This window comes from Rheinheimera gaetbuli (genome assembly GCF_054781935.1).
In genome coordinates, this window is record NZ_BAAGTL010000012.1 from 1 (window position 1) to 23124 (window position 23124).

Genomic DNA, 23124 nt, shown 5'->3' on the forward strand with positions numbered 1-23124 from the left:
TCTGATCGCGTAAACCGCGTTGAGTTCCTTCTTTTTAGTGATCTACTGTTTGGAACAGTTATTTAGTACAACAAGCACAACCACAGAGTATACCCGGTGCCAGATTTGTTTTAGCTGGCGTCGGCGCGTTGGCGGTAACATTGGCATTATTTGCTGCCATGCAACAGCTAATTGCTGTAAAAGCTAGCGGACCAGTTCAGCAAGTAGCGACAGCGCCGGTTGCCTTGTATGAACCGGTGAAAGAAACCGAAATGCTGGTAAGGCAATCAATGCCGCAAAAGCCTGATATAAAACCGCGGGATTTACCAGTAGTAACACCGGATCCTGTCGACGTGGTAATGATAACTTCGCATGGGTTTAAATTTAACGCGCCGTTATTACCAAAAGCTTCCGGGCGTACAACGCTAACGCACACCGACAAAGCTGCAACACCATTGGTGCGTATAGAGCCGCGCTATCCGGTTAATGCAGCGCGTGATGGTATCAGCGGTTGGGTTAAGCTGGGTTTTAGTATTGATGAGTCCGGCGCTGTCACTGATGTTGAAGTGCTGGAGGCGGAGCCGGCCAGAACCTTTAATAAAGAGGCCATAGCCGCACTAAAGCGTTGGAAGTATCAACCTAAACGGTTGGATGGAGTAGCGATAAAACAAACTGGTTTGCAGGTTCAACTCGATTTTAGTCTGGACAACAACTAGTCTGATCAGTAATACGGCAGTAAAAGGAGCTTTGTATGGCATTATCCTTTTTTTGGCAGGGCAGTAGTCAGCCAGATTTAACCGCAGAGCAACTGTATAGCCGTTATATACATCATTCTGACGTTAGCGCGCTGGAGCAGTTGGTTGCCTTGTATGGTGATGCGCTGTATCACTTTTTGCTGCGTCAGTCTGATCGGGCACTGGCTGAAGATATCAGCCAGCAATGCTGGTTAAAACTGGTGAATCAAAAGGCCGCCTTCAGCGGGCAAAGCAGCTTTAAAACCTGGCTGTTTAGTATGGCACGTCACTGCCTGATAGATGAGCTGCGTCGCTTACAGCGCTGGCAGTGGCAGCCGCTGCCGGACGACACCAGCACTGAGCAGCTTTGCCTGGCTGAGCAGTTGGCAAACAACCGGTACCAGTTACAGTTTAGTCAGTGGTTGGCAGCGTTACCCTTTGCACAGCGCGAAGCGTTAATGCTGCAGCTTGAAGGGTTTTCATTAACTGAAATTTGTCAGATAACTGTGCAGCCAGCTGAAACGGTAAAAAGCCGTCTGCGTTACGCCCGGCAATTTTTACAACAGTGCAGCAGTGTGAAAGGGCAGGAGTAAGCTATGACAACACCGCAACAGCGTGAACAGGAGCTACAGCAGCAATATCAGCATGACAAAGCGTTGCATCCGTTGCCGCAACATGTGCGCCAGGCAATATATCAGACAGCAGTGCACCGCGCAGCGTCTGGTAAGCAGCCAACCTGGCGCTTTAGTTGGCGCACTGCGCAGCTGGCAGTTTGTAGCGTTTTGATGCTGGTTATGGGCTATCTGTTAGTTCAGCCCCAGCCTGCTGCAAGGCAATATTATCAGATAGACGTAACACAGAGCGCACAATATCGTCAGGTGCAGCAACACAGCGTTAGTAACGTTAAGGCCGCCGGTACGGCAGAAACTGAATATCAGCAATATTTGGCATCAGCGCAGCACACTGAGGTGTTTCACCACCAGGTTGGCTTGCTGCGCCAGCAACAGCAACATTGGCAAATTAGCGTCTGCAATGAATTACTGTTAACCATTGATACTGAACTACTGGCGCAACTTAAAATGCCAACCGCGGTGCGTCAGGCGCAACCGCCGCAATGGGTGGAGTTTATCAGCAATTCACGCGGCCAACTGGTGGCGATACAACCTGCTACGCAAGCATTATTGTGTCCGCATAGCTGAAAAAGTTTGCTCTTTTTGTGGCGTAATACCGTAGTATTAGTGGTATTACGCTATGTGCAAGAGCAATGACTATGAAAGCCCGGTTCTTAACACCTAATTGTATTGTTAGCGCCCTGCTATTGTTGTGCAGTGCGCCATTGGCGGCACAACAACGACTGCTCATTACCGTTGAACCACAACAGGCTGACCAACTGATGCGGGTACAAACTGCAGGTACAGGCCAGCAGGCCGCCTGGCAGCGTTTTTCTCAGCTGCCCGATATCGTTGTGGCAAACCTTACTGACGGCGCAGATTTACAACAGGAAATGCAGCGCTTACGCCAGATCCCCGGTGTATTAACGGTAGAAGCTGATTTGCTGGTGCATAAAACCGTTATCCCTAACGATCCACAATTTGCCCGGCAGTGGCACCTTAATGGCAGTTTTGGTATTAACGCTCCCGTCGCCTGGGATCTCACTACTGGCGACGCACAGCAGGTTATTGCAGTAATTGACACCGGTGTCGACTACAACCATCCTGATTTAGCCGCTAATATCTGGCAAAACCCCAACGAAATTGCCGCTGATGGCATAGACAATGATAACAATGGTTACGTTGATGATATCTATGGCATTAACCCTGCTGATGGCAACAGCGATCCAATGGATGAAGACGGCCACGGCACCCAGGTTGCCAGCATTATTGCCGCGGTAACAGACAATGCTGAAGGTATCGCCGGTGTTAGCTGGCAGAGTAAAATTTTACCTTGTCGTTTTATGGACAAAAATGGCGAGGGTTTTATCAGTGATGCTATTAGCTGTCTGAACTACGTGCTGGATTTAAAGCAAAATCACGGCGTGAATATCGTAGCTACCAATAATTCCTGGGGTAGCAGTGGTTTTTCGCAAGCGTTGTATAACGCTATTGCAGCACAGCGTGATGCCGGTATTTTGTTCATCGCCGGTGCCGGTAACGATGGCAGTTCAGCCCGTTTTTACCCGGCAGGCTTCAACCTGGCAAATATCATCAGTGTCGCAGCGCATGATCAACAAGGCGCTATTGCCGATTTTTCTAATTATGGCCGCGACTGGGTGCACCTGTCAGCGCCTGGCGTTGCGCTAGCTGCGGCGCAAACCGGAGGAGGTTACGTACAAGCCAGTGGCACCTCTATGGCTGCGCCTGTCGTGAGTGGTGTGGCAGCACTGGTTGCGGCCTACGAGCCAGCGCTGGGCATGACAGCGCTGCGCAACCGTATACTGATAACCGGTGCGGCAGCCGCCGATACTGATATTGCCACGCAAACTATGACCGGCCGTCTGCTATTGGCTGCAGGTGGCAACACACAGGGTGCAATCGACTGTACTGAAGGCGTCTTGCAACGCCGGGTCAGCCCCTTAACAGAATTGCTGTACCTTCAGGCCGGCGATGTTGTTGATGTGCAGGTGCTAAGCCTAAGTTGTTTCGGAGATAGCGTGCCGCCTACCGTCAGTGCCGGGCCGGCACAGCAGGCAGTAGCGTTAAATGACGAGGGTATGCAGCAAGACGCGCAAGCCGCCGACGGTATTTATAGTGGAGGTTGGTTGTTTGATGGCACTGCAACGACCTTGAATTTCCCTGATGGCCAGGTACAACTGCGTAGTCGCAATAATAATTTTTGCGCCGTCAACGCGGTATCCGAAATTTCCCCTACAGAGTGCGATGCGCTGGTAGAGCTGTTTTACGACACTCAGGGCCAGCACTGGAATAATAACGAAAACTGGTTGTTAACAGCTACGCCCTGTAGTTGGCATGGGGTAAGTTGCAGTAATGGCCGGGTAACTGACATTAGTCTGGCTGGCAATAATCTTAATGGCCAACTGCCCTCAGCACTAAATCAGCTGACAGCATTAACCGTATTTGATATCAGCGACAATAACCTGCAGGGTGGTTTTCCGGCTGGCTTACTGCAGCTATCACAATTGCAAAGCCTGGTATTGCAGCAAAACGCCTTTAGCGGCGAGCTGCCAGCGGCGCTGGGTAATTTAACCCGCTTGCAGTTGCTGGATGTGTCAACCAACCGCTTTAGTGGTGCTGTGCTATCGGGTTTAGGCAATCTGGCTAACCTGCAACAGTTGTATCTGGAAGGCAACCAGTTCAGTGGTTCACTACCACAAACCTTCGGCCAACTGTCGCAACTGCAGGTGCTTTGGCTGTCTGACAACAACTTCATCGGTATTTTGCCGCAGAGTCTGGCTGATTTAGCCTTGATGCAGGATTTCCGCTTTAACGATACCAGCCTGTGCGCGCCGGCAAACCAACAGTTTGGTAACTGGCTGGCAGCCATTGCTACACTGCAAATTAATACTGGCTGTACTAACACGCCGCCGCAGGTATCGGCGGGCAACGACCAAACGGTTAACAGTGGTTCTGTGGTGCAGTTGCAAGCCAGTGCCAGCGATGCTGAGTTTAATGTACTGCATTATCAATGGCAGCAAATCGGTGGTTCGACAGTAAATTTAAGCAATACTTCTGAGCTTAATCCGCGCTTTACGGCACCAGCGGTAATTAGCAGTACCGTTTTGCGTTTTCGTTTTACCGCCACCGACGGCATCGCCAGCAGCAGTGCGGAAGTGGTGGTTACAGTGCAGCCATTAGCTAACAGCGGTGGCTCGGGTAACACCGCCGGTGGCGAAAGCGGTGGTGGCTCTATGGGTGCATTTGCGCTGCTCGCTTTGTTGCTACTGTGGACACGCAAGCTTGGCAAGCGTGCTCAAAGCCAATAGAATGGCGCCCGGATACCGGCTCAGCGCCGTTTTTAGCATAAAAGGTTAATTGTGAAGCAGTATTTTCTGGCCATTTTGTGCCTTATTGTAGCCGGCAACAGTGCTGCTGAGCCGACGCTTGCGCCGCTTATTGCCGATTTTGATCAGCACTATGCAAAGCAGTTGGCCGGGCACGATATACCCGGTGCAGCTTATGCCATAGTGCAGGGCAACCGTATTATTGCCACCGCTGGTTTTGGTGTGCGACTGAAGGGCAGCGATGCCCCGGTTGACCCTTACACCGTGTTTCGTATCGCCTCGGTGTCAAAAACCTTTGCCGGTAGCCTGGCCAGTATGCTGGCTGCCGAAGGGCACTTTAGCCTGGACGATAAACTGGTAGATTATTTGCCTGAGTTTTCGTTTAAAACTAAAAAGTATAATAACCAGCTGAAGTTAGAGCATTTATTGTCACAAAGTACCGGTGTGATGCCAAATGCTTATGACAACCTGATTGAAGCCAATGTACCGCTACAACGCATTTTACCCCAATTCGGTAAGATTGATCCCCTGTGCCCGCCAGGCCAATGCTATGGCTACCAAAATGTGTTGTTCAGCCTGATTGAGCCGGTAATACAAAAACGCACCGGTAAAACTTACGCCGAGCAACTGCAGGAACGTATATTTGCGCCGTTGCAATTACCCACAGCCTCGGTGGGGCTGGATGGCTTTTTTAGTACTGAAAACCGTGCTTCTCCCCACGTGCGTGCGCGCGGTAAATGGCATCCGGTTAAAGTGGCTGAAAGTTATTATCATTTTGGTCCGGCGGCAGGTGTTAATGCCAGTGCAATAGATTTAGGTTATTGGCTTATCGCCCAGCTCGGCCATCAGCCACAGGTGTTATCAAACGAAGTACTGTCCAGTATTACTGGCAAGAAAGTTAAAACCCGTCGTGATCTCAGGCGCAAAGAGTGGCGTCGTTATCTGACCGATGCACACTATGCGTTGGGTTGGCGCGTGTATCAGTTTGGCCAGGACACACTGTTATATCACGGCGGCTGGGTGCAGGGTTACCGTGCTGAAATTGCTTATTCCCGTGAGCATCAGCTGGGGCTGGTAATGCTGATGAACGCCGAGTCTAATCTTATTAACGAGCTTGGCACGTATTTCTGGTCCAGTTTTTTGTCGGCAATACGCCAACAGCAGCAGGAGCTACAACAAGCAGAGTAGCTAGTCATTGCAGCGCTGATACAGATCCAGCAGAAAATCTACACTGATAGCCGGCAGGCGCTGCGCAAATTGCTGTTTTTCTGCTGCGTTAAATTTCCACGCCAGCGGTACCATCTGCACTAATGCCAGTAATTGCTCGGGCCGGGTAAAATTAAGTTCAAATTGCAGCCGCTCACGCTTGCGGTGCACAAAGCCACTTAACTCGGCCACAGTGTCATCATGTAGACGCACATCGTCGTATATCGCTTGTTTTATTTGTACTAAATGCGCCGGTCCTGGTGTCACGGTTAGCAAGTAGCCAGTGTTTGTTATTAAACGTTGCAGCTCTTCTGCTTTGGACGGTGCGTAAATACGCACGACAGCATCAAAGCTGTTAGCGGCAAACGGCAGCTGATAAGCACTGGCTACGCTGAAGTTAATACTGTGGTTGGCTTTGGCGGCAAACTTAATGGCCGCTTTTGAGATATCGACACCATACACCTGAGCCTGCGGCAGGGCTTGTTTAAGCATGTTGGTGTAGTAGCCCTCACCGCAGCCTAAATCAAGCACTCTGGCGGGTTTAAGCTCTGCTAATGTCTGACTAACGCGCTCAGCCAGAGCGGCATACCAGCCGGCGTGCAAAAACTCCCGCCGCGCCTGCATCATGTCTTTATTGTCGCCGGGGTCTTTGGAGTTTTTTTGCTGCACCGGCAGCAGGTTAACATAGCCTTCGCGGGCCACATCAAAACTATGGCGGTTACTACACAGATATTGTGCGCCGCTAAGGTTTAGCGGTTGCTGGCAAAGCGGACAAAGATACATAGTCAGTTAAGGCCGGGTTGTGGCTAGAAAAAGGCCGCTAGTGTAGCAGCACAGCAGTGTTTTCGCCAAAGCCTTGCTATACTGGCGGGCAATATCGTTAAGCAAGGCATAAACTGCAGCTTAACCGCTGGCCTTGCGTTACAACGCTGCTGTGCTCGCCGGAGCAACTCGCTCACACAAGGCTCGCTCAGACACTCTCCGGCTGTGCGCAGCAGGTTCTAACCGGCCAGCTATCCCGGCGAATACTTATAGCTAATTTTACGGAGCACCAATGCAAGATTTAGAACTGTGGACGCTGGACGAATTATGTGACCACGCCTTTGATATTTTTGAAGAACTGGCCGCAGAAAACCTGTCTGCGGCCGACTATACACTGTATCAGCAACACTATGAAAACCGGGGCTATGTCGACTTAGTACCTCCGGGCGAAGACTGGGTAGAGATTATGATGCAAGACCTCGAGCCCGAGCTGCACTTTGAAGCGCAAATTGGTTTAAGTGGCGAAAATGGCGAAGCCGACATGGTACTGGCTCGCATTTTATTAAGCCGCGAAAAATACGAATCACTCTGTCATGCTCAATGGCGTAATCACTAGACATTAAACCTGCTGCAGCGATTTGTATACAAGGGGGGGCCATCTGCCTCCCCTTATCTGCATACTGCGGTTTTCAGTTGACGTTGTTGGTGCGGATATTGTCCAATCCATGGCCATGTGGCCCGCGCTCGGTTTGCCACAACTTGTAAGAAAAATATAGCCCCAGGCCTGCTAAAGCGGTGTAAAACCACATTCCTGGTGTATAACCAGCCGCATTGTCCGGCCCGGCCTGATAAATGTCATTTAACCAACCCACCGCCAACGGCACTATTGCCCAGCCAATTTGTTGGCAAAACGTCATTAGTGCATAAGCCGACCCTAAACGATGCCCGGCCACGATATACGCCACCGATGGCCACATTACCGCCGGGATCAGCGAAAACACCACGCCTAACACTAAAATAACCAACAACAGTGTCAGCGGAACAGCAGCACTGCCAATAAACGGGATTGTCAGCGCAACATCCGGCCCAGCCGGCACGTAGGTTACCACCAAAAATAGCGGCAGCATTGTTAATGAGCCGATAGCCATAAATAAAGCGCGTTTACCCACTTTGTCTACCCATAAACCAAACAGCGGCGTGGCAATAATGGCGGCAACTGGCAGTAAACTACTTAGTAAGCCAGCAGCCTCGCGGCTTAACTGGTGTGCCTGCTGAAAGTAGTCAATGGCAAAACTGCGAAATGGAAACACTGTGGCATAAAACACCACGCACAAAGCCACAATGTACCAATAGGATGGGCTGAACTTGTACATGGTTTTAAAATCCAGCTTCTCTGTGTTTTCAGACACTTGTAGCTGGTAGCGGCCCTCTGCACGACGCTCCATCAGCCAATACAAAATAGCCGCGCTAACCGAAATGCCTGCTACGGCTGTAGCCAGCCATAACGGATCTTGCCAGTTGGTGTACAGCGGGCTGGCGTATGAAGTAGACCAATCTGCAGAAGCTGATCCTAAGCGTGATATCGACAAATTGATACCAAAGGCAAAGCTTAACTCTTTACCTTTAAACCACTTTGCCAGCACCGTGGTGGCGGCAACAATAAGTGGCTCGGCACCAATACCAAGCAAAAAACGACCGGCAAACATCGTTTCAAAGTCTGGGCTAAATGCTGTCAACGCAGCCGCTGCCATGCATATCAGCGCAAACAGCGTAATCGCTTTTTTAGTACCCCAGCGGTCAATAATGTAGCCACCGAGCAGCAGCACTAGTAACGCGGCAATATTGTACGCCGTTGATAACCAGCCTATTTGCTGATAGCTAAAATCACGCTGCTCACGCAACAAATCGACAACTGGCCATAGTGAGTCATAAATATAGTAATTGCCAAACATGGCAAGGCTTACAAACACCAATACCATCCAGCGGTAGAAAGCGGTAGGCTGCGGTAAGCCAGAAACGGGAATAGCAGACATAATTATTATTATCTCAGTATTAAAGGGTACTTAGCCCTGCAGTTATAACGCAAACACCACTCTAGCCAAGGGCATAGCGCTTAGCAATCATTGTTTTGGATACAGGGAGTGTCGTATTGTGCTCAGTTGCTTTTGACATAGCGCAAAAGTTAACGGCCGGGTGATCAAAGGATAAATCAGTACTAACAGCACCGCATAGCCTGCTATAGCCCAGCCATCTGCACGGGCAATTAACAAAAACAGCGGTACTAATACCAGCAGTTTAATAATGTTCAGCGTTATTTTAGTTGGCACAGGCAGGTTGTCTGCAGCTTTACGCAGCACCTGCATGCGCTGTTCAAAGTTTAGTCCGGCAAGCTGCGGAATACTGCGGCTGTTAAAATAAAGCATATTTGGCTCCTCACAATCAGGGCGCTAGTTTAGCGGTTATCTCTATCGCTTTAAAAGGGCTTTTGGTAAGCTTTACGCTAACAGCACAATAAGGATCTGTGATGATTAAAGTTCTCAGCGTTTTTGGTACCCGGCCAGAGGCGATAAAAATGGCGCCGCTGGTTAATTTGTTAAAACAGCAAAGCGGCATTGACAGCCGGGTTTGCGTTACCGGTCAGCACAGGGAAATGCTGGATCAGGTATTAAAACTGTTTGAGATCACCCCAGAGTACGATCTGGCTATTATGAAAGCCGGCCAGGATTTATACGATGTTACTACCAGCATATTACTGAATATTAAAACCGTACTGCGAGACTTTAAACCCGATGTGGTGTTGGTACACGGTGATACCAGCACGACGTTTGCAGCGGCACTGGCCTGTTACTATGAAAAAATTGCCGTTGGCCACGTAGAAGCAGGTTTGCGCACCGGCAACATTTACAGCCCCTGGCCCGAAGAGGCCAACCGTAAATTAACCGGTGTTATCACCCGGTTTCATTTTGCACCAACAGCAACATCAAAGCAGAACTTAGTAAACGAACAGGTTAGCGAAAAACAGATATTTGTTACCGGCAATACGGTTATCGATGCACTGCTGCAGGTAGTGGCAAAAATCGACAATGATAAGACGCTGTGTGACAGCTTTGCCGCTAAATTTCCTTACGGCCAGCACGGGCGCCGGTTAATTCTGGTTACCGGGCATCGGCGCGAGAGCTTTGGTGGTGGTTTTGAGAATATATGTGCGGCGTTAAAGCAGATTGCGCAGCAGTTTGCCGATTGCGATATTGTTTATCCGGTACATTTAAATCCCAATGTGCGCGAACCGGTGTTCCGTCTGCTGTCTGATGCCCCCAACGTTCATCTGATAGAGCCGCAGGACTATCTGCCTTTTGTCTATTTAATGAGCCGCGCTACCTTGGTATTAACTGATTCGGGCGGTATTCAGGAAGAAGCACCGTCGCTGGGTAAGCCAGTGCTGGTAATGCGTGACACCACTGAACGCCCGGAAGCAGTAGCCGCCGGCACGGTTAAACTGGTTGGTACTGACAGCAATAAAATAGTTGCTGAAGTAAGCCGCTTGCTTAGCGACAGCAGTTATTATGACAGCATGAGCTTTGCACATAACCCTTATGGCGATGGTAAGGCGTGTCAGCACATAATTGACGTGATAAAATCTGCCACCTTCGTCTCTGACAGTAAGATTTAACAAGTTGAATAATATGCCTACGTTACTTACAGCGTCGCAGCGCTGGTTAATTACCGGTTGTGCCGGTTTTATTGGTTCAAATTTACTCGAAACGCTACTAAAAGCTGACCAGCACGTAGTGGGGCTGGATAACTTTGCCACCGGACATCAGCGTAATCTGGACGAAGTTAAAGCGCTGGTTAGCCCGCAGCAGTGGGCTCGTTTTCAATTTATAAATGGCGATATCCGCGACCTGGAAGTGTGCCGGCAAGCCTGCAATGGCGTTGACTATGTGCTGCATCAGGCCGCGCTGGGTTCAGTGCCGCGCTCAATCGCTGATCCGGTAACCAGCAATGCCACTAACATAAGCGGCTTTTTAAATATGTTGCTGGCTGCACGTGATGCCGCGGTTAAACGTTTTGTTTATGCTGCCTCCAGCTCTACTTATGGCGATCACCCGGCGCTACCTAAAGTGGAAGATGTGATTGGCAAGCCCTTGTCACCTTATGCCATTACCAAATATGTAAACGAGCTTTACGCTGACGTGTTTTCACGCAGCTATGGTTTCCATAGCATAGGCCTTCGGTACTTTAACGTGTTTGGCCCACGCCAGGACCCAAACGGCGCTTACGCAGCGGTGATCCCAAAATGGACCGCCGCCATGATCGCTAATCAGGACGTGCAGATAAACGGCGATGGTGAAACCAGCCGCGACTTCTGTTTTGTTGCTAATGCGGTAGAAGCCAATATAAAAGCCGCGCTGGCCGATGTCAGCCAAAGTGAAGTCTTCAATGTTGCGCTGGGCGACCGTACTACGTTAAACGAGCTGTTTGCGGCGATAGCAGCAAGTCTCGGTGACAACGGTGTACAGTACAGCAAAACGCCGCTATATGCGCCGTTTCGCCAGGGCGATGTGCGTCATTCACAAGCTGATATTAGTAAAGCACAAAAAATGCTCGGTTATGCACCACAATACCGTCTGCGCGACGGCCTGGCGCTGGCCATGCAGTGGTATATTCAGCAGCAATAACTCAGCAGTACTGTTTTTAGCATTAATCTAGCAGCAAAAATATCGCACAATAATCAGGGTAAAAGGACTTACACAGGATACTTAGCATGTCACAAATAACCGATACAAAAATCGCCATTATTGGCTTGGGCTATGTTGGCCTGCCGCTGGCAGTAGAATTTGGTAAACATTACCCGACACTGGGTTTTGATATTAATCAGGCCCGTATAAGCGAGCTAAAACAAGGCCAGGATCATACGCTGGAAGTCAGTGCTGCCGAGTTGCAACAGGCAGAGCAACTGCGTTACAGCAGCAACCTGGACGATTTACGCCAGGCCAATGTGTACATAGTTACCGTGCCAACACCAATCGATAAGCACCGCCAACCCGATTTAACCCCATTGATCAAGGCCTCAGAAACACTTGGCAAGGTGGTTAAACAGGGCGACATCGTAATTTACGAATCGACAGTATACCCGGGTGCCACCGAAGACGACTGTATTCCGGTGATCGAACGCATCAGTGGCCTTAAATATAATGTCGACTTTTTTGCCGGTTACAGCCCAGAGCGCATTAACCCTGGCGATAAAGAACACCGCGTTACCACCATTAAAAAAGTCACCTCGGGTTCAACACCGCATATCGCCGATGTTGTCGATAACCTTTACGCCAGTATCATTACTGCCGGCACTTACAAAGCCAGTAGTATCCGGGTAGCTGAAGCGGCCAAAGTCATTGAAAACACACAGCGCGATTTAAATATTGCCCTGATTAACGAGCTGGCCGTGATCTTTAACAAACTGGGTATCGACACTGAAGAAGTGTTGCTGGCTGCAGGCACTAAGTGGAATTTTCTGCCATTTAGGCCTGGGCTGGTCGGCGGCCACTGCATTGGTGTTGATCCATATTATTTAACCCATAAAGCCCAGTCTATTGGCTATAACCCCGAGGTTATACTGGCAGGTCGTCGCATTAACGACAGCATGGGCGGTTATGTAGTTAGCGAGCTGGTAAAAGCCATGATAAAGCGCCGCATCCAGGTAAGTGGCGCCAAAGTGTTGGTTATGGGCTTAACTTTTAAAGAAAACTGCCCTGATATTCGCAATACCAAGGTGGTTGATATTCTTAATGAGTTTACCGAATACGGTATTAGTGCCGACGTGTTCGACCCCTGGGTTGATGCCAGCGAAGCGTTGCACGAATATGGTATCAGCCTGACGGCACAACCAGAGCAAGGCAGCTACGACGCTATTATTCTGGCGGTAGGGCATCAGCAATTCCGTCAGCTTGGCGCGGGCGGTGTGCGCGCCTTCGGCAAGAGCGACAGTGTACTTTATGACTTAAAGTACGTGCTGGACAAAGCCGATGCCGATTTGCGGCTGTAGTTGCAGCAGGCCCATTACCCGCGGGCCTGTAATCTGCCTAAGCATGCTGTAAAACGCAAACTAATGAAAATACTACCCGCCAGCTTACCCGATTGCATATTGCTGCAACCTGAGCGTTATCAGGATAATCGCGGCTTTTTTCAGGAAACCTTCCGTGCGGCAGACTATGCCGCAGCAGGCATTAGCCAACCCCTGGTACAGGACAACTGGTCGCGCTCAGTAAAACATGTGTTACGTGGTATGCATTTTCAGCGCAATGCACCGCAAGGCAAGCTGGTTTACGTGCTTCGCGGCGAGATTTTTGATGTCGCGGTAGACATTCGCCCGGGCTCAGCCAGCTTTGGTAAATGGCAGGGCATAGTACTTAGCGAGCACAATGGCCATCAGCTGTGGCTGCCACCCGGCTTTGCCCATGGTTTTTTGGTGCTGTCAGATGTTGCCGATGTTATGTATAAAACCTCTGCCTATTATCAGAGTGCGGACGAGGGCAGTTTCTGCTGTTTTTCCGCCTCGTTAAATATTAGCTGGCCGGTTAAAACCGTAATCCGTTCAGCTAAAGATGCCGCAGCAGCTGATTTTGAGCAGGTTTTCCGATGATAAAAATACTGCTGACGGGCAGTGACGGCCAGTTGGGGCAGGTGTTGCAACAACAGTTTGCCGGCCTGACACAATTTAGCCTGTTGGCCTGCAACCGTGCAGTGCTGGATATTGCCGACACTATCGCGCTTAAACAGCTGTTTAATACTTACCGGCCTGATATTGTGTTGCACTGCGCTGCCTATACTGCAGTGGATCAGGCTGAGCTTCACAGTGCCTTGTGCCACAGCGTAAATGTAACAGCGGTTCAGCAACTGGCTCAGCTATGCCGGCAGCATGGCTGTTTGCTTATCAGTCTTTCCAGTGACTATGTGTTTGATGGCAACAACACCCGCCCTTACACCGAGCAGGATAACACCGGCGCACTAAATCAATATGGCAAATCTAAACAGCTGGCAGAGCAAGCTGCAGAGCAGGCGCAAAAATATATAACGCTAAGAACCAGCTGGCTGTTTAGCGACATAAACCACAACTTTGTTACCACCATCTGGCGCCGGGCACAACGAGCTCTGCCTACAACCGTAGTGCAGGATCAGTTTGGTGGCCCTACACCTGCCCGTGCTCTGGCGCAGGCCATTTGTCAGCTGGCGCAACAGTACGCGCTAAGCGGTCAGTTGCCTTACGGTTTGTATCATTATTCCGGTTACCCCTATTGCAGCTGGTATGACTTTGCCCACGCTATTTACCAGCTTGCAGCGCCTGAGCATCTCAATCAGCTAAGCGCTATTTCAAGCCCTTTTCCCGGCGCTTTAGCGCGCCGCCCGGCCTATTCCTGTCTGGATATGGGGCTGTTTCAGCAGCGATTCAGGCTGGCTGCGCCAGATTGGCGTACAGAGTTGGCGCTGTATGTAAATAAATTGGCTAAATAAACAAATATTGACAAGATTGCCGGTAAAAAAAGTTCGATAATCAGCAACAAAGCCTATAGAATTCACAACCTGGCCCGGCCTGAAAGCACGTACAGAAATAAGGATAGATTTTCTGTTTCAGGCCCACTGCAGAGCACAATATATTTATAAGAACCGGAGCGACGAGTGGTTAATTTCGTTAAATATTTAACATTTTTCTTGTTTTTTGTCTTGCCGCTGTACACGGCAGCACAAACCGTCACCCCCGCCATGATGGAACAATTTAAGCAGCTGCCTAAAGCACAACAAGAACAATTAGCTAAACAATATGGTATCGATGTTAGTGAGCTTGGGCTCGATGGTAGCGCGCAATCTGATACTGAAACCAGCGACAACGAGCAAGCCAACCGCTCACAACGCAGAAAGCAGCAGGAAAAGAAAAAGCCGGAAGATGATGGCAAGCCAAAACGCTTTGGCCTCAATATGTTTGACGAGGCAAGTTCAGTATTTGCACCGGTAAAAAATCTGCCGGTGCCGGATAACTACATCCTGGGGCCGGGAGATAAGTTATTGTTGCAACTGTTTGGTAAATTAAACCGCGAACTTAAAACAGAAGTTAACCGCGACGGTGCGGTTAGTATCGCTGAAATGGGCGCGGTACAAGTGTCTGGCTTGCGTTATGCCGACGCCCGTGAGCTGATTATTCAGCGTGTACGTCAGCAATTGCTTGGCACAGATGTGGCCGTTAGTATGGGCACACTGCGCAGCATTAACGTACTTATTGCCGGTGAAGCAAAATATCCGGGTTCTTACAACTTGCCGGCGTTAAGTTCAGTTACCCATGCCTTATACGCCGCTGGCGGCGTTAGCGAAATAGGTAGCTTGCGCAATATCTCGGTACAACGTGCCGGGCAAGCAGCCGCCAGTTTTGATTTATATGCCTTACTGTTAAAAGGCGACGCCAGAGTAAACCTGCATTTAAAAGACGGCGATGTGGTGTTTATTGCGCCTGTTACGGCAATAGCTGAAGTAGCCGGTGAAGTGCATCGCCCGGCGCTTTACGAAGTTAGCGCAGACGATACCTTAATCGACTTACTTAATATGGCCGGTGGCGCCAAGCCTGGTGCTTACCCGCAGCAGGCGGTATTGCAGCGTTTTAATGCGCAGAACCTGCGCGACTTCCTCAGTGTCGACCTAACCGACAAAACCCAGCAACAAATTACGGCCCGTGCCGGTGATGTGTTGCGTATTGGTGCCACTTCTCCACAGGTAAAAAACTCCGTTACCCTGGCTGGTGCTGTAGCCAGGCCGGGTATTCATGCCTGGCGCCAGGGCTTGCGTATTACTGATTTACTTGGCTCACGTTGGTCAGACTTACAACGCAGCGCCGACCTTAACTACGGCATAGTGCTGCGTGAAGTCAATGCGCTGGGCGAGCTGGAAGTGCTGCAGTTTCGCTTAGCTGACGCAATAAACACGCCCGGCGGTAGCGAAAATATCGCCTTGCAGGCGCGTGACACCGTCATCGTATTTCACCATGCGCAGCAAACCTATCAGCGTCAGGCACTGAACAAATATCTACGCGATGCGCTGGAGAAACGTTTTGATATTGCCATAGAGTTACGCTGGTTAAACCAACTGGATTTAGCCGAAGAGGGCTTCCGGTTAATGTCAGAAAAAGACGAGCTTACCGAGGAGCGTTTAGCCGAAGATATTAAAGATCTGAAAAATGCCGGCTCGCGTTTATTCCCCGAAGACATTGCTAAACCCGATCAACAAAAAGCGTTAAAAGAAAGCTTCAGTTATTTGTTACAACACGTACTGGATGACCCCGAGCTGATAAAGCTGACACCGCACCTTAGCCGCACCGAGTTGCTATATCCGGTGCTGGAGAAGCTGCGCTTACAAGCCCGCAATGGTGCTGAACCCCTGGTAGTGAGTGTCAGTGGCGAGGTACTGGTAGAAGGCGAGTATCCACTGGCCAAAAATGGTGATGTGCGTGACTTAATTGACGCAGCCGGCGGCCTGAAAGACTCTGCTTTTTTGCGCCGTGCCGAATTGTCACGGGCACAGGCCCGCACAGACGCCGCCCGCGGCTTGCAGGTACAACACACTACAATAGACTTAGCTGCCATGCTCAGTGGCCAGCAAAGCTTAGCGCTAAATAGCCGTGATCGGTTAAATGTATTTCCGGTACCAGAATGGAACCTGGACCGCACTATAGAGCTTACCGGCGAAGTGCGTTTTCCGGGTGTTTACACCATTCAACAAGGTGAAATGCTATCGGACGTGCTAACCCGGGCTGGCGGCGTTACCAGTAATGCTTTTGTTGAAGGCCCATTGTTTACCCGTGAGCAAATTCGTGAGCGCGAAACGCAACAATTGAAAAAGCTGACCGAGCAATTGCGCGCAGATATCGCGGCAAAATCACTATCCAGCGAAACCGTTCGTATTTCGCCAGAAGATGCCATAACCATGATCAGCGAAATAGAAAAAGTAAAACCAGTCGGGCGTCTGGTAATTAACCTGCCACTTGTGATGGCTGGCGATCCGGCAGCTGACCTACCGGTAGAAGACGGCGACAAACTCCATATTCCCAGGGTAAATAACACTATTTCTATCGTCGGCGAAGTACAGCATCCCAGTAGCCACCGTTTTGCCAATAGCCTTATGCTCAATGACTACTTAAAGCTGGCCGGAGGCTTTCGTAAACGCGCCGATAAAGATCGTGTCTATGTTATTCGTGCCGACGGCTCGGTTATGGTACCGGAAAGTAACTGGTTCAGCGTGAGCAAAAATAGCCTGAAAGCCGGCGATACCATAGTGGCGCCACTGGACACTGAATATAAAGACAACTTAAGTCTGTGGGCACAGGTAACACAAATTTTCTATCAGAGTGCAGTTGCTTTAGCAGCGCTGAATAATTTCTAGCAGACGGAACAACAATGAATAACGAGTTAAGTACTGCCGCCGATGAAATCGGCTTAAATGAATTGTTTGGCGAAATATGGCGCAATAAAATCTGGTTATGTGGCGCTTCGTTTTTGGTTGCCGTAGCCATGGCATTTTACAGCCTGACGTTACCCAATATTTATCGGGCAGAAGCTTTGGTTACCCCGGTAACCGACGGTGCCGGCGGTAAGCTTGGCAGCCTGGCGGGCCAGTTAGGTGGCCTGGCGTCATTAGCAGGTGTAAGCCTGGGTAAAGGTGATAATAATAAAACTGCCATAGCGTTGGAGAAGCTCAAGTCACGCGAGTTCTTTTTTAAATTCGCCGAAAAGCACCAGATTTTAGTGCCTTTAATGGCAGTAGAAGGCTGGCAGCCTGAGAATGACCAACTGATAATTGACGCCGATATTTACAATGCCGATACCGGCGAGTGGGTGCGTGAGGTTAAATGGCCAAAGCAGCCCAAGCCTAGTCTGCTTGAAGCACACGAAGTGTTTCTGGATAACCTTACCGTTAACCAGGACAAAGCCAGCGGTATGATTAAAATTGCCTTTCAGCATGTTTCGCCTGCTATATCACAAAATTGGGTAAGTGCCATCGTTGCTGAACTTAACGATGATATGCGCCAGCGTGATATCAGTGAAGCGCAGTCCAGTATCAGTTATCTGGAGCAGCAGGTGGCTGATACCAAGATCACTGAAATTAAAACCGTGTTGTATCAGTTAATTGAAGAGCAAACCAAAACCCTGATGCTGGCCAATGTAAAACCGGAATATATACTGGAAACGGTAGATGCCGCTGTGGTACCCGAACGTAAATACAAACCCGGCAGAGCAGTAATGGTAATAGGTGCCGCCATGGTGGTGTTTATCGCCGGAGTTGGTTTTCTGATGATCAGACTGGTAATGAAGAAAGAACAATGAAAGTGTTACTAACAGGTGGAGCTGGCTTTATCGGCTCAGCAGTCGTACGCCATATTATCGAACATACTAAAGCTAGCGTTATTAATGTAGATAAACTAACTTACGCTGGCAATCTGGCTTCTGTAGCGCCAGTAGCGAATAACGCGCGCTACAGCTTTGAACAAGTCGATATTTGTAACCGCGCGGAATTAGAGCGGGTTTTTGCTCAGCATCAACCCGATGTGGTTATGCACCTGGCTGCCGAAAGCCATGTCGACCGCTCAATAGACGGCCCGGCAGCTTTTATCGAAACCAATATCGTTGGCACTTACACCCTGCTTGAAGTGGCGCGTAGTTACTGGAGCGGGCTGGATGCAGCGCGCAAAGCGGCATTTCGCTTTCACCATATTTCTACCGATGAAGTATTCGGCGATTTGCACGGTACTGATGATTTATTTACCGAAACTACGCCTTATATGCCCAGCAGCCCCTATTCGGCCAGCAAGGCCAGCTCGGATCATTTAGTGCGCGCCTGGCATCGTACCTATGGCCTGCCGGTGCTAATAACCAATTGCTCAAATAACTATGGCCCTTATCACTTTCCGGAAAAGCTCATTCCGCTGGTCATTTTAAACGCGCTGGCCGGTAAACCGTTGCCGGTGTATGGCAAGGGTAACCAAATCCGTGACTGGCTGTATGTCGAAGACCATGCCCGTGCCTTATACAAGGTGGTGACAGAAGGCAAGGTCGGCGAAACCTACAATATCGGTGGCCACAACGAAAAGCAGAACATCGAAGTGGTGCACGCCATCTGTGGACTAATGGACGAGCTGGTACCAATGCATCAACGCGGTTACTCACTCAACACTCAACACTCATCACTAATAACTTATGTTCAGGATCGGCCCGGCCACGACTTGCGCTACGCCATAGACGCCAGCAAAATTGCGCGTGAACTTGGTTGGCAGCCACAAGAAACCTTTGATAGTGGTTTACGTAAAACCGTGCAATGGTTTCTGACAAACAACACCTGGTGGCAGGCAGTACTGGACGGCAGCTACACATTGGAGCGTTTAGGGCAGGGGAGCTCAGATAAATGAAAGGCATTATACTAGCCGGCGGTTCGGGCACCCGCTTGTACCCGATTACCCGTGGTGTATCTAAACAGTTACTGCCGGTATACGACAAGCCGATGATTTACTATCCGTTGTCGGTGTTAATGCTGGCCGGTATTCGCGATATTTTAATTATCACTACGCCCGAAGATCAGCCGGCGTTTCAGCGTTTACTGGGTGACGGTAGCGATTTTGGCATCAATTTGAATTACGCTGTGCAACCAAGCCCTGATGGCCTGGCACAGGCGTTTATCATTGGTGAAAAATTTATCGGCAATGACAGTGTTTGTCTGGTACTTGGTGACAATATTTTCTATGGCCCTGGTTTTAGCCCAAAATTAAAATCAGCTGCGGCCAGAGCGCAAGGCGCTACGGTATTTGCCTATCAGGTAAAAGACCCCGAGCGCTTCGGTGTGGTGGAATTTGATTCGAACTACAAAGCCATTTCGATTGAAGAAAAACCGCTAAAGCCAAAATCCAACTGTGCTGTTACCGGGCTGTATTTTTACGACAACGATGTTATTGATATTGCCAAAAGTATCGCCCCCTCTGAGCGCGGCGAGTTGGAAATTACCTGTGTTAACCTGCGCTATCTTGAGCAAGGTAAGCTGAATGTGGAAATTTTAGGCCGCGGCTTTGCCTGGCTGGATACCGGTACCTTTGAAAGTTTGCTCGATGCCAGCACTTTTGTGCAAACCATTGAGCACCGCCAGGGCTATAAAATTGCCGCGCTGGAAGAAATTGCCTTCTATAACGGTTGGCTTAATCGTCAGCAGCTATACAGTGCCGGAGAAAAAGCCGGTAAAAATACTTATGGTCAGTATCTGATGCAAATTGCTGCTGAGCATAAAGGTTAATATGGCCTACTTAACGCAGTCTCAGCTGGATGCTTTAGGCTTTAAAGCGCTGGGCAAAAACGTAAAAATTAGCGACAAAGCGGCTATTTACGATCCTGAGCAAATTGCCATAGGTGATAACAGCCGCATTGATGATTTTTGTATTGTCTCCGGTAAGGTTAGCATCGGCTGTTTTTGTCATATTACCCCCATGTGTCTGATTGCTGGCGGTACACCCGGCATTGCGTTAGACGACTTCTGTACATTGGCGTATGGGGTAAAAATATTTTCCCAGTCTGACGATTACTCCGGTGAGACCATGGTTAACTCACTCATTCCGAAAAAATATAAAAAAGAGCTGTTTGCACCAGTAAGCTTGGGCAGGCAAACCGTTGTTGGTGCCGGCGCTATTATTATGCCGGGCGTTACTTTAGCCGAGGGCTGCTCGGTAGGCGCTATGGCGTTGCTTACTAAAAGCACGCAGCCCTGGGGTATTTATGCCGGTATCCCGGCGAAGCGGTTAAAAGAGCGCAAGCGCGACTTGTTACAGCTGGAACAGCAGTTTCTAAGAGAGATAAAAAATGATCCCATTTAATATGCCGCCTTACACCGGAGCAGAAGATCAATATGTACTGGACGCAATGCGCAGTGCCAAGCAATCAGGTGATGGCCCTTACGGCTTAAAATGCCAAAAATGGTTTGAACAAAGCTTAGGCTGCGCCAAGGCGCTACTTACGCCTTCATGCACCCATGCGCTGGAATTGGCCGCAATATTAATCAATGTGCAGCCAGGCGATGAAGTGATAATGCCAAGCTACACCTTTGTTAGCACGGCTAATCCGTTTGTACTGCGCGGGGCCAAAATTGTGTTTGTTGATATTCGTCCCGATACAATGAATATTGATGAAACCCTGATTGAGGCTGCCATTACTGCCAAAACCAAAGCGATAGTGCCTGTGCACTATGCCGGCGTTAGTTGTGACATGGACGCCATTATGGCCATCGCGGCTAAGCACAACTTATACGTGGTTGAAGATGCGGCCCAGGGTTTTGACGCGTTTTATAAAGATCAGCCGGTTGGTATCAAAGGCCATATGTCGGCATTTAGCTTTCACGAAACCAAAAATATTACCAGTGGCGGTGAAGGTGGCTTGCTGGTTATCAATGATCCGGTTTTTGTACAGCGGGCTGAAGTTATCCGCGAAAAAGGTACTAACCGTAGTCAGTTTTTCCGAGGCATGGTAGACAAATACACTTGGGTAGATGTTGGCAGCAGCTATTTGCCATCAGAACTGCAATCAGCTTATTTATATGGCCAGTTAGTTGAAGCCGAACAAATTTCTGCCAAACGCATGGCAATTTGGCAAAAATACTGCCAGGCGCTGAAACCGTTGCAAGATGCAAAAATTCTCGACTTACCGGTAATTCCGGCAGACTGCCAGCACAACGCCCACATGTTTTATATCAAAGTGCAGGATATCGACCTCAGAACCCGCTTGTTAGCCTATCTGAAACAACAGGATATTACGGCGGTATTCCATTATGTGCCGTTACACAGTGCGCCGGGCGGCAGTAAATTTGGTGTTATGCACGGTGTCGATGTTTATACCACGGCGGAAAGTGAGCGTTTAGTGCGTTTGCCACTATTTTTTAGCTTGGACGATCAGCAACAACTCCATGTTATTAATAGTGTAAAGGCATTCTTTAGTGAACCTTAAAACCTTAGTTATTTATGCACTGGGTCCTATTGGCGCGGCATTGATTGGTTTAATTACACTTCCCATGCTGGCGTGGCTATATACGCCAGACGTGGTCGGTAGTTACAGTTTACTGAATATTGGTATTAGTCTGATTTCGCTCATATTTGCATTCGGTTTTGATCAGGCGTATGTCAGGGAATATTACAATTTCAACAATCATGCTAAGTTGTTGAAGCATTGCGTGGTACCGGGTTTTGCTTTTTTAACTATGCTGTTATTTTTGTTGATTACATTTTACCTGACTGATTTTATGCAATTTTCTGGAGCAGAGTATAGTTTATTGGCGCTCAGTTACGCCGTCGTAGGATACTTTATTCTAGCTAATCTGTTTGTTGGTTATTACTTTAGAATGCAACAAAACGCGTTAATGTATTCACTTTGCCAATTTCTGCCAAAGCTCGGTTTTATGCTACTGATAGTGACGTTTTATCTCAGTGGCGCAGTCTCGGGATTTCTGTCAGTCGCTGCAGCGCAGTTTGCTGCTATTGCCTGCTTAAGTTGCATTATGCTGTTTTATACCCGAAAGGTTTGGTTGGCTATGTTAGTTGAGACGTTAGAGTGGCCGGTTTTAAAAAAACTGTTCACTTTTGGCTTTCCGCTGGTGGTATCGAATCTGACTTTTTGGGCCTTGGTGTCGATGGATCGGCTTGCGCTATCATATTGGGCTGATATGACCGCGGTTGGCATTTTTTCTGTGGCATCGAGCCTGGCGCTCGCAGCGGGCATTTTACAAGTGGTATTTTCTGCTATCTGGTCTCCGGTCGTATACCGCTGGGAGAAAGAAGGTATAGAAAATCATACTGAGCAGTTCGATGCACTATTTTCCGCACTTGCCACTGTTATATTTGCGGCCTTTTGTCTTGTTGGGTTGTGTGCCTGGTTAATAGATTTTGTACTTCCTGAACAATACCATGCTGTTAAGTTTATTTTAGTGTGCTGTTTTGCATACCCGCTGTTTTTTACTTTGTCTGAAATAACGGTTGTTGGCTTACATTTAACGCGAAAAACATTCCATGTTTTGCTTGCGTCCTGCCTGGCATTGGTTATCAATTTGCTAATTAACTTGTGGTTGACGCCGCAATTTGGCATATCCGGTGCCGCAATTGCTACCGCGATAAGTTTCTACTTGTTATTTGTGTTTAGAACGGAAATGTCTGCACTGTTATGGCGATCTTTCGCCAGACTAAAAACTTATGCGATTGGCGCTGCACTTCTGGCGTTAGCCTGCGCTCAGGCGTTTAGTAGTGCAGACTATTCATACTGGGCATTAAGTTGGCTATGCATGCTATTGCTGGTAGTGGTATACGGGCGTCAGCATTTTAAATTTTTTTTCCTGCTGTTGCAGCGCAAATAGTTTTTAAGGTTAAGTAATTTATGTTTCTGGTATATGGCGCTTTAGTAATGGGGGGCATTGAGACATTTTTTGTCAGGTTAA

21 protein-coding genes are annotated in these 23124 nt (G+C 49.0%); 18 read left to right on the plus strand and 3 right to left on the minus strand.

What is annotated here, in order from left to right; all coding sequences use genetic code 11:
• Nucleotides 1-140: 140 nt before the first annotated feature.
• From ACYVIC_RS10685 to ACYVIC_RS10705, 5 genes are all read left to right on the plus strand, one after another.
• On the plus strand, nucleotides 141-695 hold the full coding sequence (locus tag ACYVIC_RS10685) for an energy transducer TonB (RefSeq protein WP_460859767.1): 555 nt from the start codon (nucleotides 141-143) through the stop codon (nucleotides 693-695).
• Nucleotides 696-730: 35 nt separating this feature from the next.
• Entirely contained in the window at nucleotides 731-1306 is a 576-nt protein-coding gene (locus ACYVIC_RS10690) for a sigma-70 family RNA polymerase sigma factor (RefSeq protein WP_460859769.1), read from the plus strand.
• A gap of 3 nt (nucleotides 1307-1309) precedes the next feature.
• Complete coding sequence (locus tag ACYVIC_RS10695) at nucleotides 1310-1912, plus strand: hypothetical protein (protein ID WP_460859771.1); 603 nt, start codon at nucleotides 1310-1312, stop codon at nucleotides 1910-1912.
• A 71-nt stretch (nucleotides 1913-1983) separates the two neighbouring features.
• Nucleotides 1984-4653 carry a S8 family peptidase gene (locus tag ACYVIC_RS10700; protein WP_460859773.1) on the plus strand — a complete coding sequence of 890 codons (2670 nt, stop codon included), beginning with the start codon at nucleotides 1984-1986 and terminating at the stop codon, nucleotides 4651-4653.
• A gap of 51 nt (nucleotides 4654-4704) precedes the next feature.
• Nucleotides 4705-5859: a serine hydrolase domain-containing protein gene (locus ACYVIC_RS10705; protein ID WP_460859775.1), complete on the plus strand. Its 1155-nt coding sequence runs from the start codon at nucleotides 4705-4707 to the stop codon at nucleotides 5857-5859.
• Here the strand turns inward: ACYVIC_RS10705 and rlmA are convergent, their stop codons facing one another.
• Nucleotides 5860-6660, minus strand: coding sequence for a 23S rRNA (guanine(745)-N(1))-methyltransferase (rlmA, locus tag ACYVIC_RS10710; protein ID WP_460859778.1), 801 nt, complete (start codon nucleotides 6658-6660; stop codon nucleotides 5860-5862).
• Between the two features lie 271 nt (nucleotides 6661-6931).
• On the opposite strand from rlmA, the gene ACYVIC_RS10715 reads away from it, so the two are divergent.
• Nucleotides 6932-7255 (plus strand): DUF440 family protein, encoded by a 324-nt coding sequence (locus tag ACYVIC_RS10715; protein WP_460859780.1) that lies wholly within the window; start codon nucleotides 6932-6934, stop codon nucleotides 7253-7255.
• A gap of 73 nt (nucleotides 7256-7328) precedes the next feature.
• Here the strand turns inward: ACYVIC_RS10715 and ACYVIC_RS10720 are convergent, their stop codons facing one another.
• A complete protein-coding gene (locus ACYVIC_RS10720; protein WP_460859781.1) occupies nucleotides 7329-8672 on the minus strand; it encodes an MFS transporter in 1344 nt (447 codons plus the stop codon).
• Nucleotides 8673-8759: 87 nt separating this feature from the next.
• On the minus strand, nucleotides 8760-9062 hold the full coding sequence (locus ACYVIC_RS10725; RefSeq protein ID WP_460859784.1) for a DUF6170 family protein: 303 nt from the start codon (nucleotides 9060-9062) through the stop codon (nucleotides 8760-8762).
• A gap of 101 nt (nucleotides 9063-9163) precedes the next feature.
• Between ACYVIC_RS10725 and wecB the strand changes: the two genes are divergently transcribed.
• The 12 genes from wecB to ACYVIC_RS10785 all read left to right on the plus strand — a co-directional run bounded on the left by wecB (nucleotide 9164) and on the right by ACYVIC_RS10785 (nucleotide 23043).
• Complete coding sequence (wecB, locus tag ACYVIC_RS10730; RefSeq protein WP_460859786.1) at nucleotides 9164-10309, plus strand: non-hydrolyzing UDP-N-acetylglucosamine 2-epimerase; 1146 nt, start codon at nucleotides 9164-9166, stop codon at nucleotides 10307-10309.
• A gap of 13 nt (nucleotides 10310-10322) precedes the next feature.
• Nucleotides 10323-11318: an SDR family oxidoreductase gene (locus tag ACYVIC_RS10735; RefSeq protein WP_460859787.1), complete on the plus strand. Its 996-nt coding sequence runs from the start codon at nucleotides 10323-10325 to the stop codon at nucleotides 11316-11318.
• An 86-nt stretch (nucleotides 11319-11404) separates the two neighbouring features.
• A complete protein-coding gene (gene tviB / locus ACYVIC_RS10740) occupies nucleotides 11405-12682 on the plus strand; it encodes a Vi polysaccharide biosynthesis UDP-N-acetylglucosamine C-6 dehydrogenase TviB (protein ID WP_460859788.1) in 1278 nt (425 codons plus the stop codon).
• A gap of 63 nt (nucleotides 12683-12745) precedes the next feature.
• Nucleotides 12746-13279, plus strand: a complete 534-nt coding sequence (gene rfbC / locus ACYVIC_RS10745; protein WP_460859790.1) for a dTDP-4-dehydrorhamnose 3,5-epimerase — start codon at nucleotides 12746-12748, stop codon at nucleotides 13277-13279.
• Complete coding sequence (gene rfbD, locus ACYVIC_RS10750; RefSeq protein WP_460859792.1) at nucleotides 13276-14148, plus strand: dTDP-4-dehydrorhamnose reductase; 873 nt, start codon at nucleotides 13276-13278, stop codon at nucleotides 14146-14148. Before rfbC ends, rfbD begins: the two co-directional genes overlap by 4 nt.
• A gap of 165 nt (nucleotides 14149-14313) precedes the next feature.
• The gene (locus ACYVIC_RS10755; RefSeq protein ID WP_460859793.1) at nucleotides 14314-17058 is read left to right on the plus strand and encodes an SLBB domain-containing protein; all 2745 of its coding nucleotides are present in this window, start codon (nucleotides 14314-14316) and stop codon (nucleotides 17056-17058) included.
• Between the two features lie 14 nt (nucleotides 17059-17072).
• Entirely contained in the window at nucleotides 17073-17999 is a 927-nt protein-coding gene (locus tag ACYVIC_RS10760) for a Wzz/FepE/Etk N-terminal domain-containing protein (protein WP_460859796.1), read from the plus strand.
• A complete protein-coding gene (gene rfbB / locus ACYVIC_RS10765) occupies nucleotides 17996-19078 on the plus strand; it encodes a dTDP-glucose 4,6-dehydratase (RefSeq protein WP_460859798.1) in 1083 nt (360 codons plus the stop codon). The genes ACYVIC_RS10760 and rfbB overlap by 4 nt, the downstream gene beginning before the upstream one ends.
• Nucleotides 19075-19950 (plus strand): glucose-1-phosphate thymidylyltransferase RfbA, encoded by an 876-nt coding sequence (gene rfbA / locus ACYVIC_RS10770; protein WP_460859800.1) that lies wholly within the window; start codon nucleotides 19075-19077, stop codon nucleotides 19948-19950. Before rfbB ends, rfbA begins: the two co-directional genes overlap by 4 nt.
• Before the next feature lies 1 nt (nucleotide 19951).
• Nucleotides 19952-20524, plus strand: coding sequence for an acyltransferase (locus ACYVIC_RS10775; RefSeq protein WP_460859802.1), 573 nt, complete (start codon nucleotides 19952-19954; stop codon nucleotides 20522-20524).
• Nucleotides 20511-21647, plus strand: a complete 1137-nt coding sequence (gene rffA / locus ACYVIC_RS10780) for a dTDP-4-amino-4,6-dideoxygalactose transaminase (RefSeq protein WP_460859804.1) — start codon at nucleotides 20511-20513, stop codon at nucleotides 21645-21647. The genes ACYVIC_RS10775 and rffA overlap by 14 nt, the downstream gene beginning before the upstream one ends.
• Nucleotides 21637-23043: a lipopolysaccharide biosynthesis protein gene (locus ACYVIC_RS10785; RefSeq protein WP_460859805.1), complete on the plus strand. Its 1407-nt coding sequence runs from the start codon at nucleotides 21637-21639 to the stop codon at nucleotides 23041-23043. The genes rffA and ACYVIC_RS10785 overlap by 11 nt, the downstream gene beginning before the upstream one ends.
• Nucleotides 23044-23124: the final 81 nt, after the last annotated feature.

Coding starts and splice junctions, on each gene's coding strand:
- ACYVIC_RS10690 (WP_460859769.1), top strand. CDS start 731: ATGGCATTATCCTTTTTTTGGCAGGGCAGTAGTCAGCCAGATTTAACC.
- ACYVIC_RS10695 (WP_460859771.1), top strand. CDS start 1,310: ATGACAACACCGCAACAGCGTGAACAGGAGCTACAGCAGCAATATCAG.
- ACYVIC_RS10700 (WP_460859773.1), top strand. CDS start 1,984: ATGAAAGCCCGGTTCTTAACACCTAATTGTATTGTTAGCGCCCTGCTA.
- rlmA (WP_460859778.1), bottom strand. CDS start 6,660: ATGTATCTTTGTCCGCTTTGCCAGCAACCGCTAAACCTTAGCGGCGCA.
- ACYVIC_RS10715 (WP_460859780.1), top strand. CDS start 6,932: ATGCAAGATTTAGAACTGTGGACGCTGGACGAATTATGTGACCACGCC.
- ACYVIC_RS10720 (WP_460859781.1), bottom strand. CDS start 8,672: ATGTCTGCTATTCCCGTTTCTGGCTTACCGCAGCCTACCGCTTTCTAC.
- ACYVIC_RS10725 (WP_460859784.1), bottom strand. CDS start 9,062: ATGCTTTATTTTAACAGCCGCAGTATTCCGCAGCTTGCCGGACTAAAC.
- wecB (WP_460859786.1), top strand. CDS start 9,164: ATGATTAAAGTTCTCAGCGTTTTTGGTACCCGGCCAGAGGCGATAAAA.
- ACYVIC_RS10735 (WP_460859787.1), top strand. CDS start 10,323: ATGCCTACGTTACTTACAGCGTCGCAGCGCTGGTTAATTACCGGTTGT.
- tviB (WP_460859788.1), top strand. CDS start 11,405: ATGTCACAAATAACCGATACAAAAATCGCCATTATTGGCTTGGGCTAT.
- rfbC (WP_460859790.1), top strand. CDS start 12,746: ATGAAAATACTACCCGCCAGCTTACCCGATTGCATATTGCTGCAACCT.
- rfbD (WP_460859792.1), top strand. CDS start 13,276: ATGATAAAAATACTGCTGACGGGCAGTGACGGCCAGTTGGGGCAGGTG.
- ACYVIC_RS10760 (WP_460859796.1), top strand. CDS start 17,073: ATGAATAACGAGTTAAGTACTGCCGCCGATGAAATCGGCTTAAATGAA.
- rfbB (WP_460859798.1), top strand. CDS start 17,996: ATGAAAGTGTTACTAACAGGTGGAGCTGGCTTTATCGGCTCAGCAGTC.
- rfbA (WP_460859800.1), top strand. CDS start 19,075: ATGAAAGGCATTATACTAGCCGGCGGTTCGGGCACCCGCTTGTACCCG.
- ACYVIC_RS10775 (WP_460859802.1), top strand. CDS start 19,952: ATGGCCTACTTAACGCAGTCTCAGCTGGATGCTTTAGGCTTTAAAGCG.
- rffA (WP_460859804.1), top strand. CDS start 20,511: ATGATCCCATTTAATATGCCGCCTTACACCGGAGCAGAAGATCAATAT.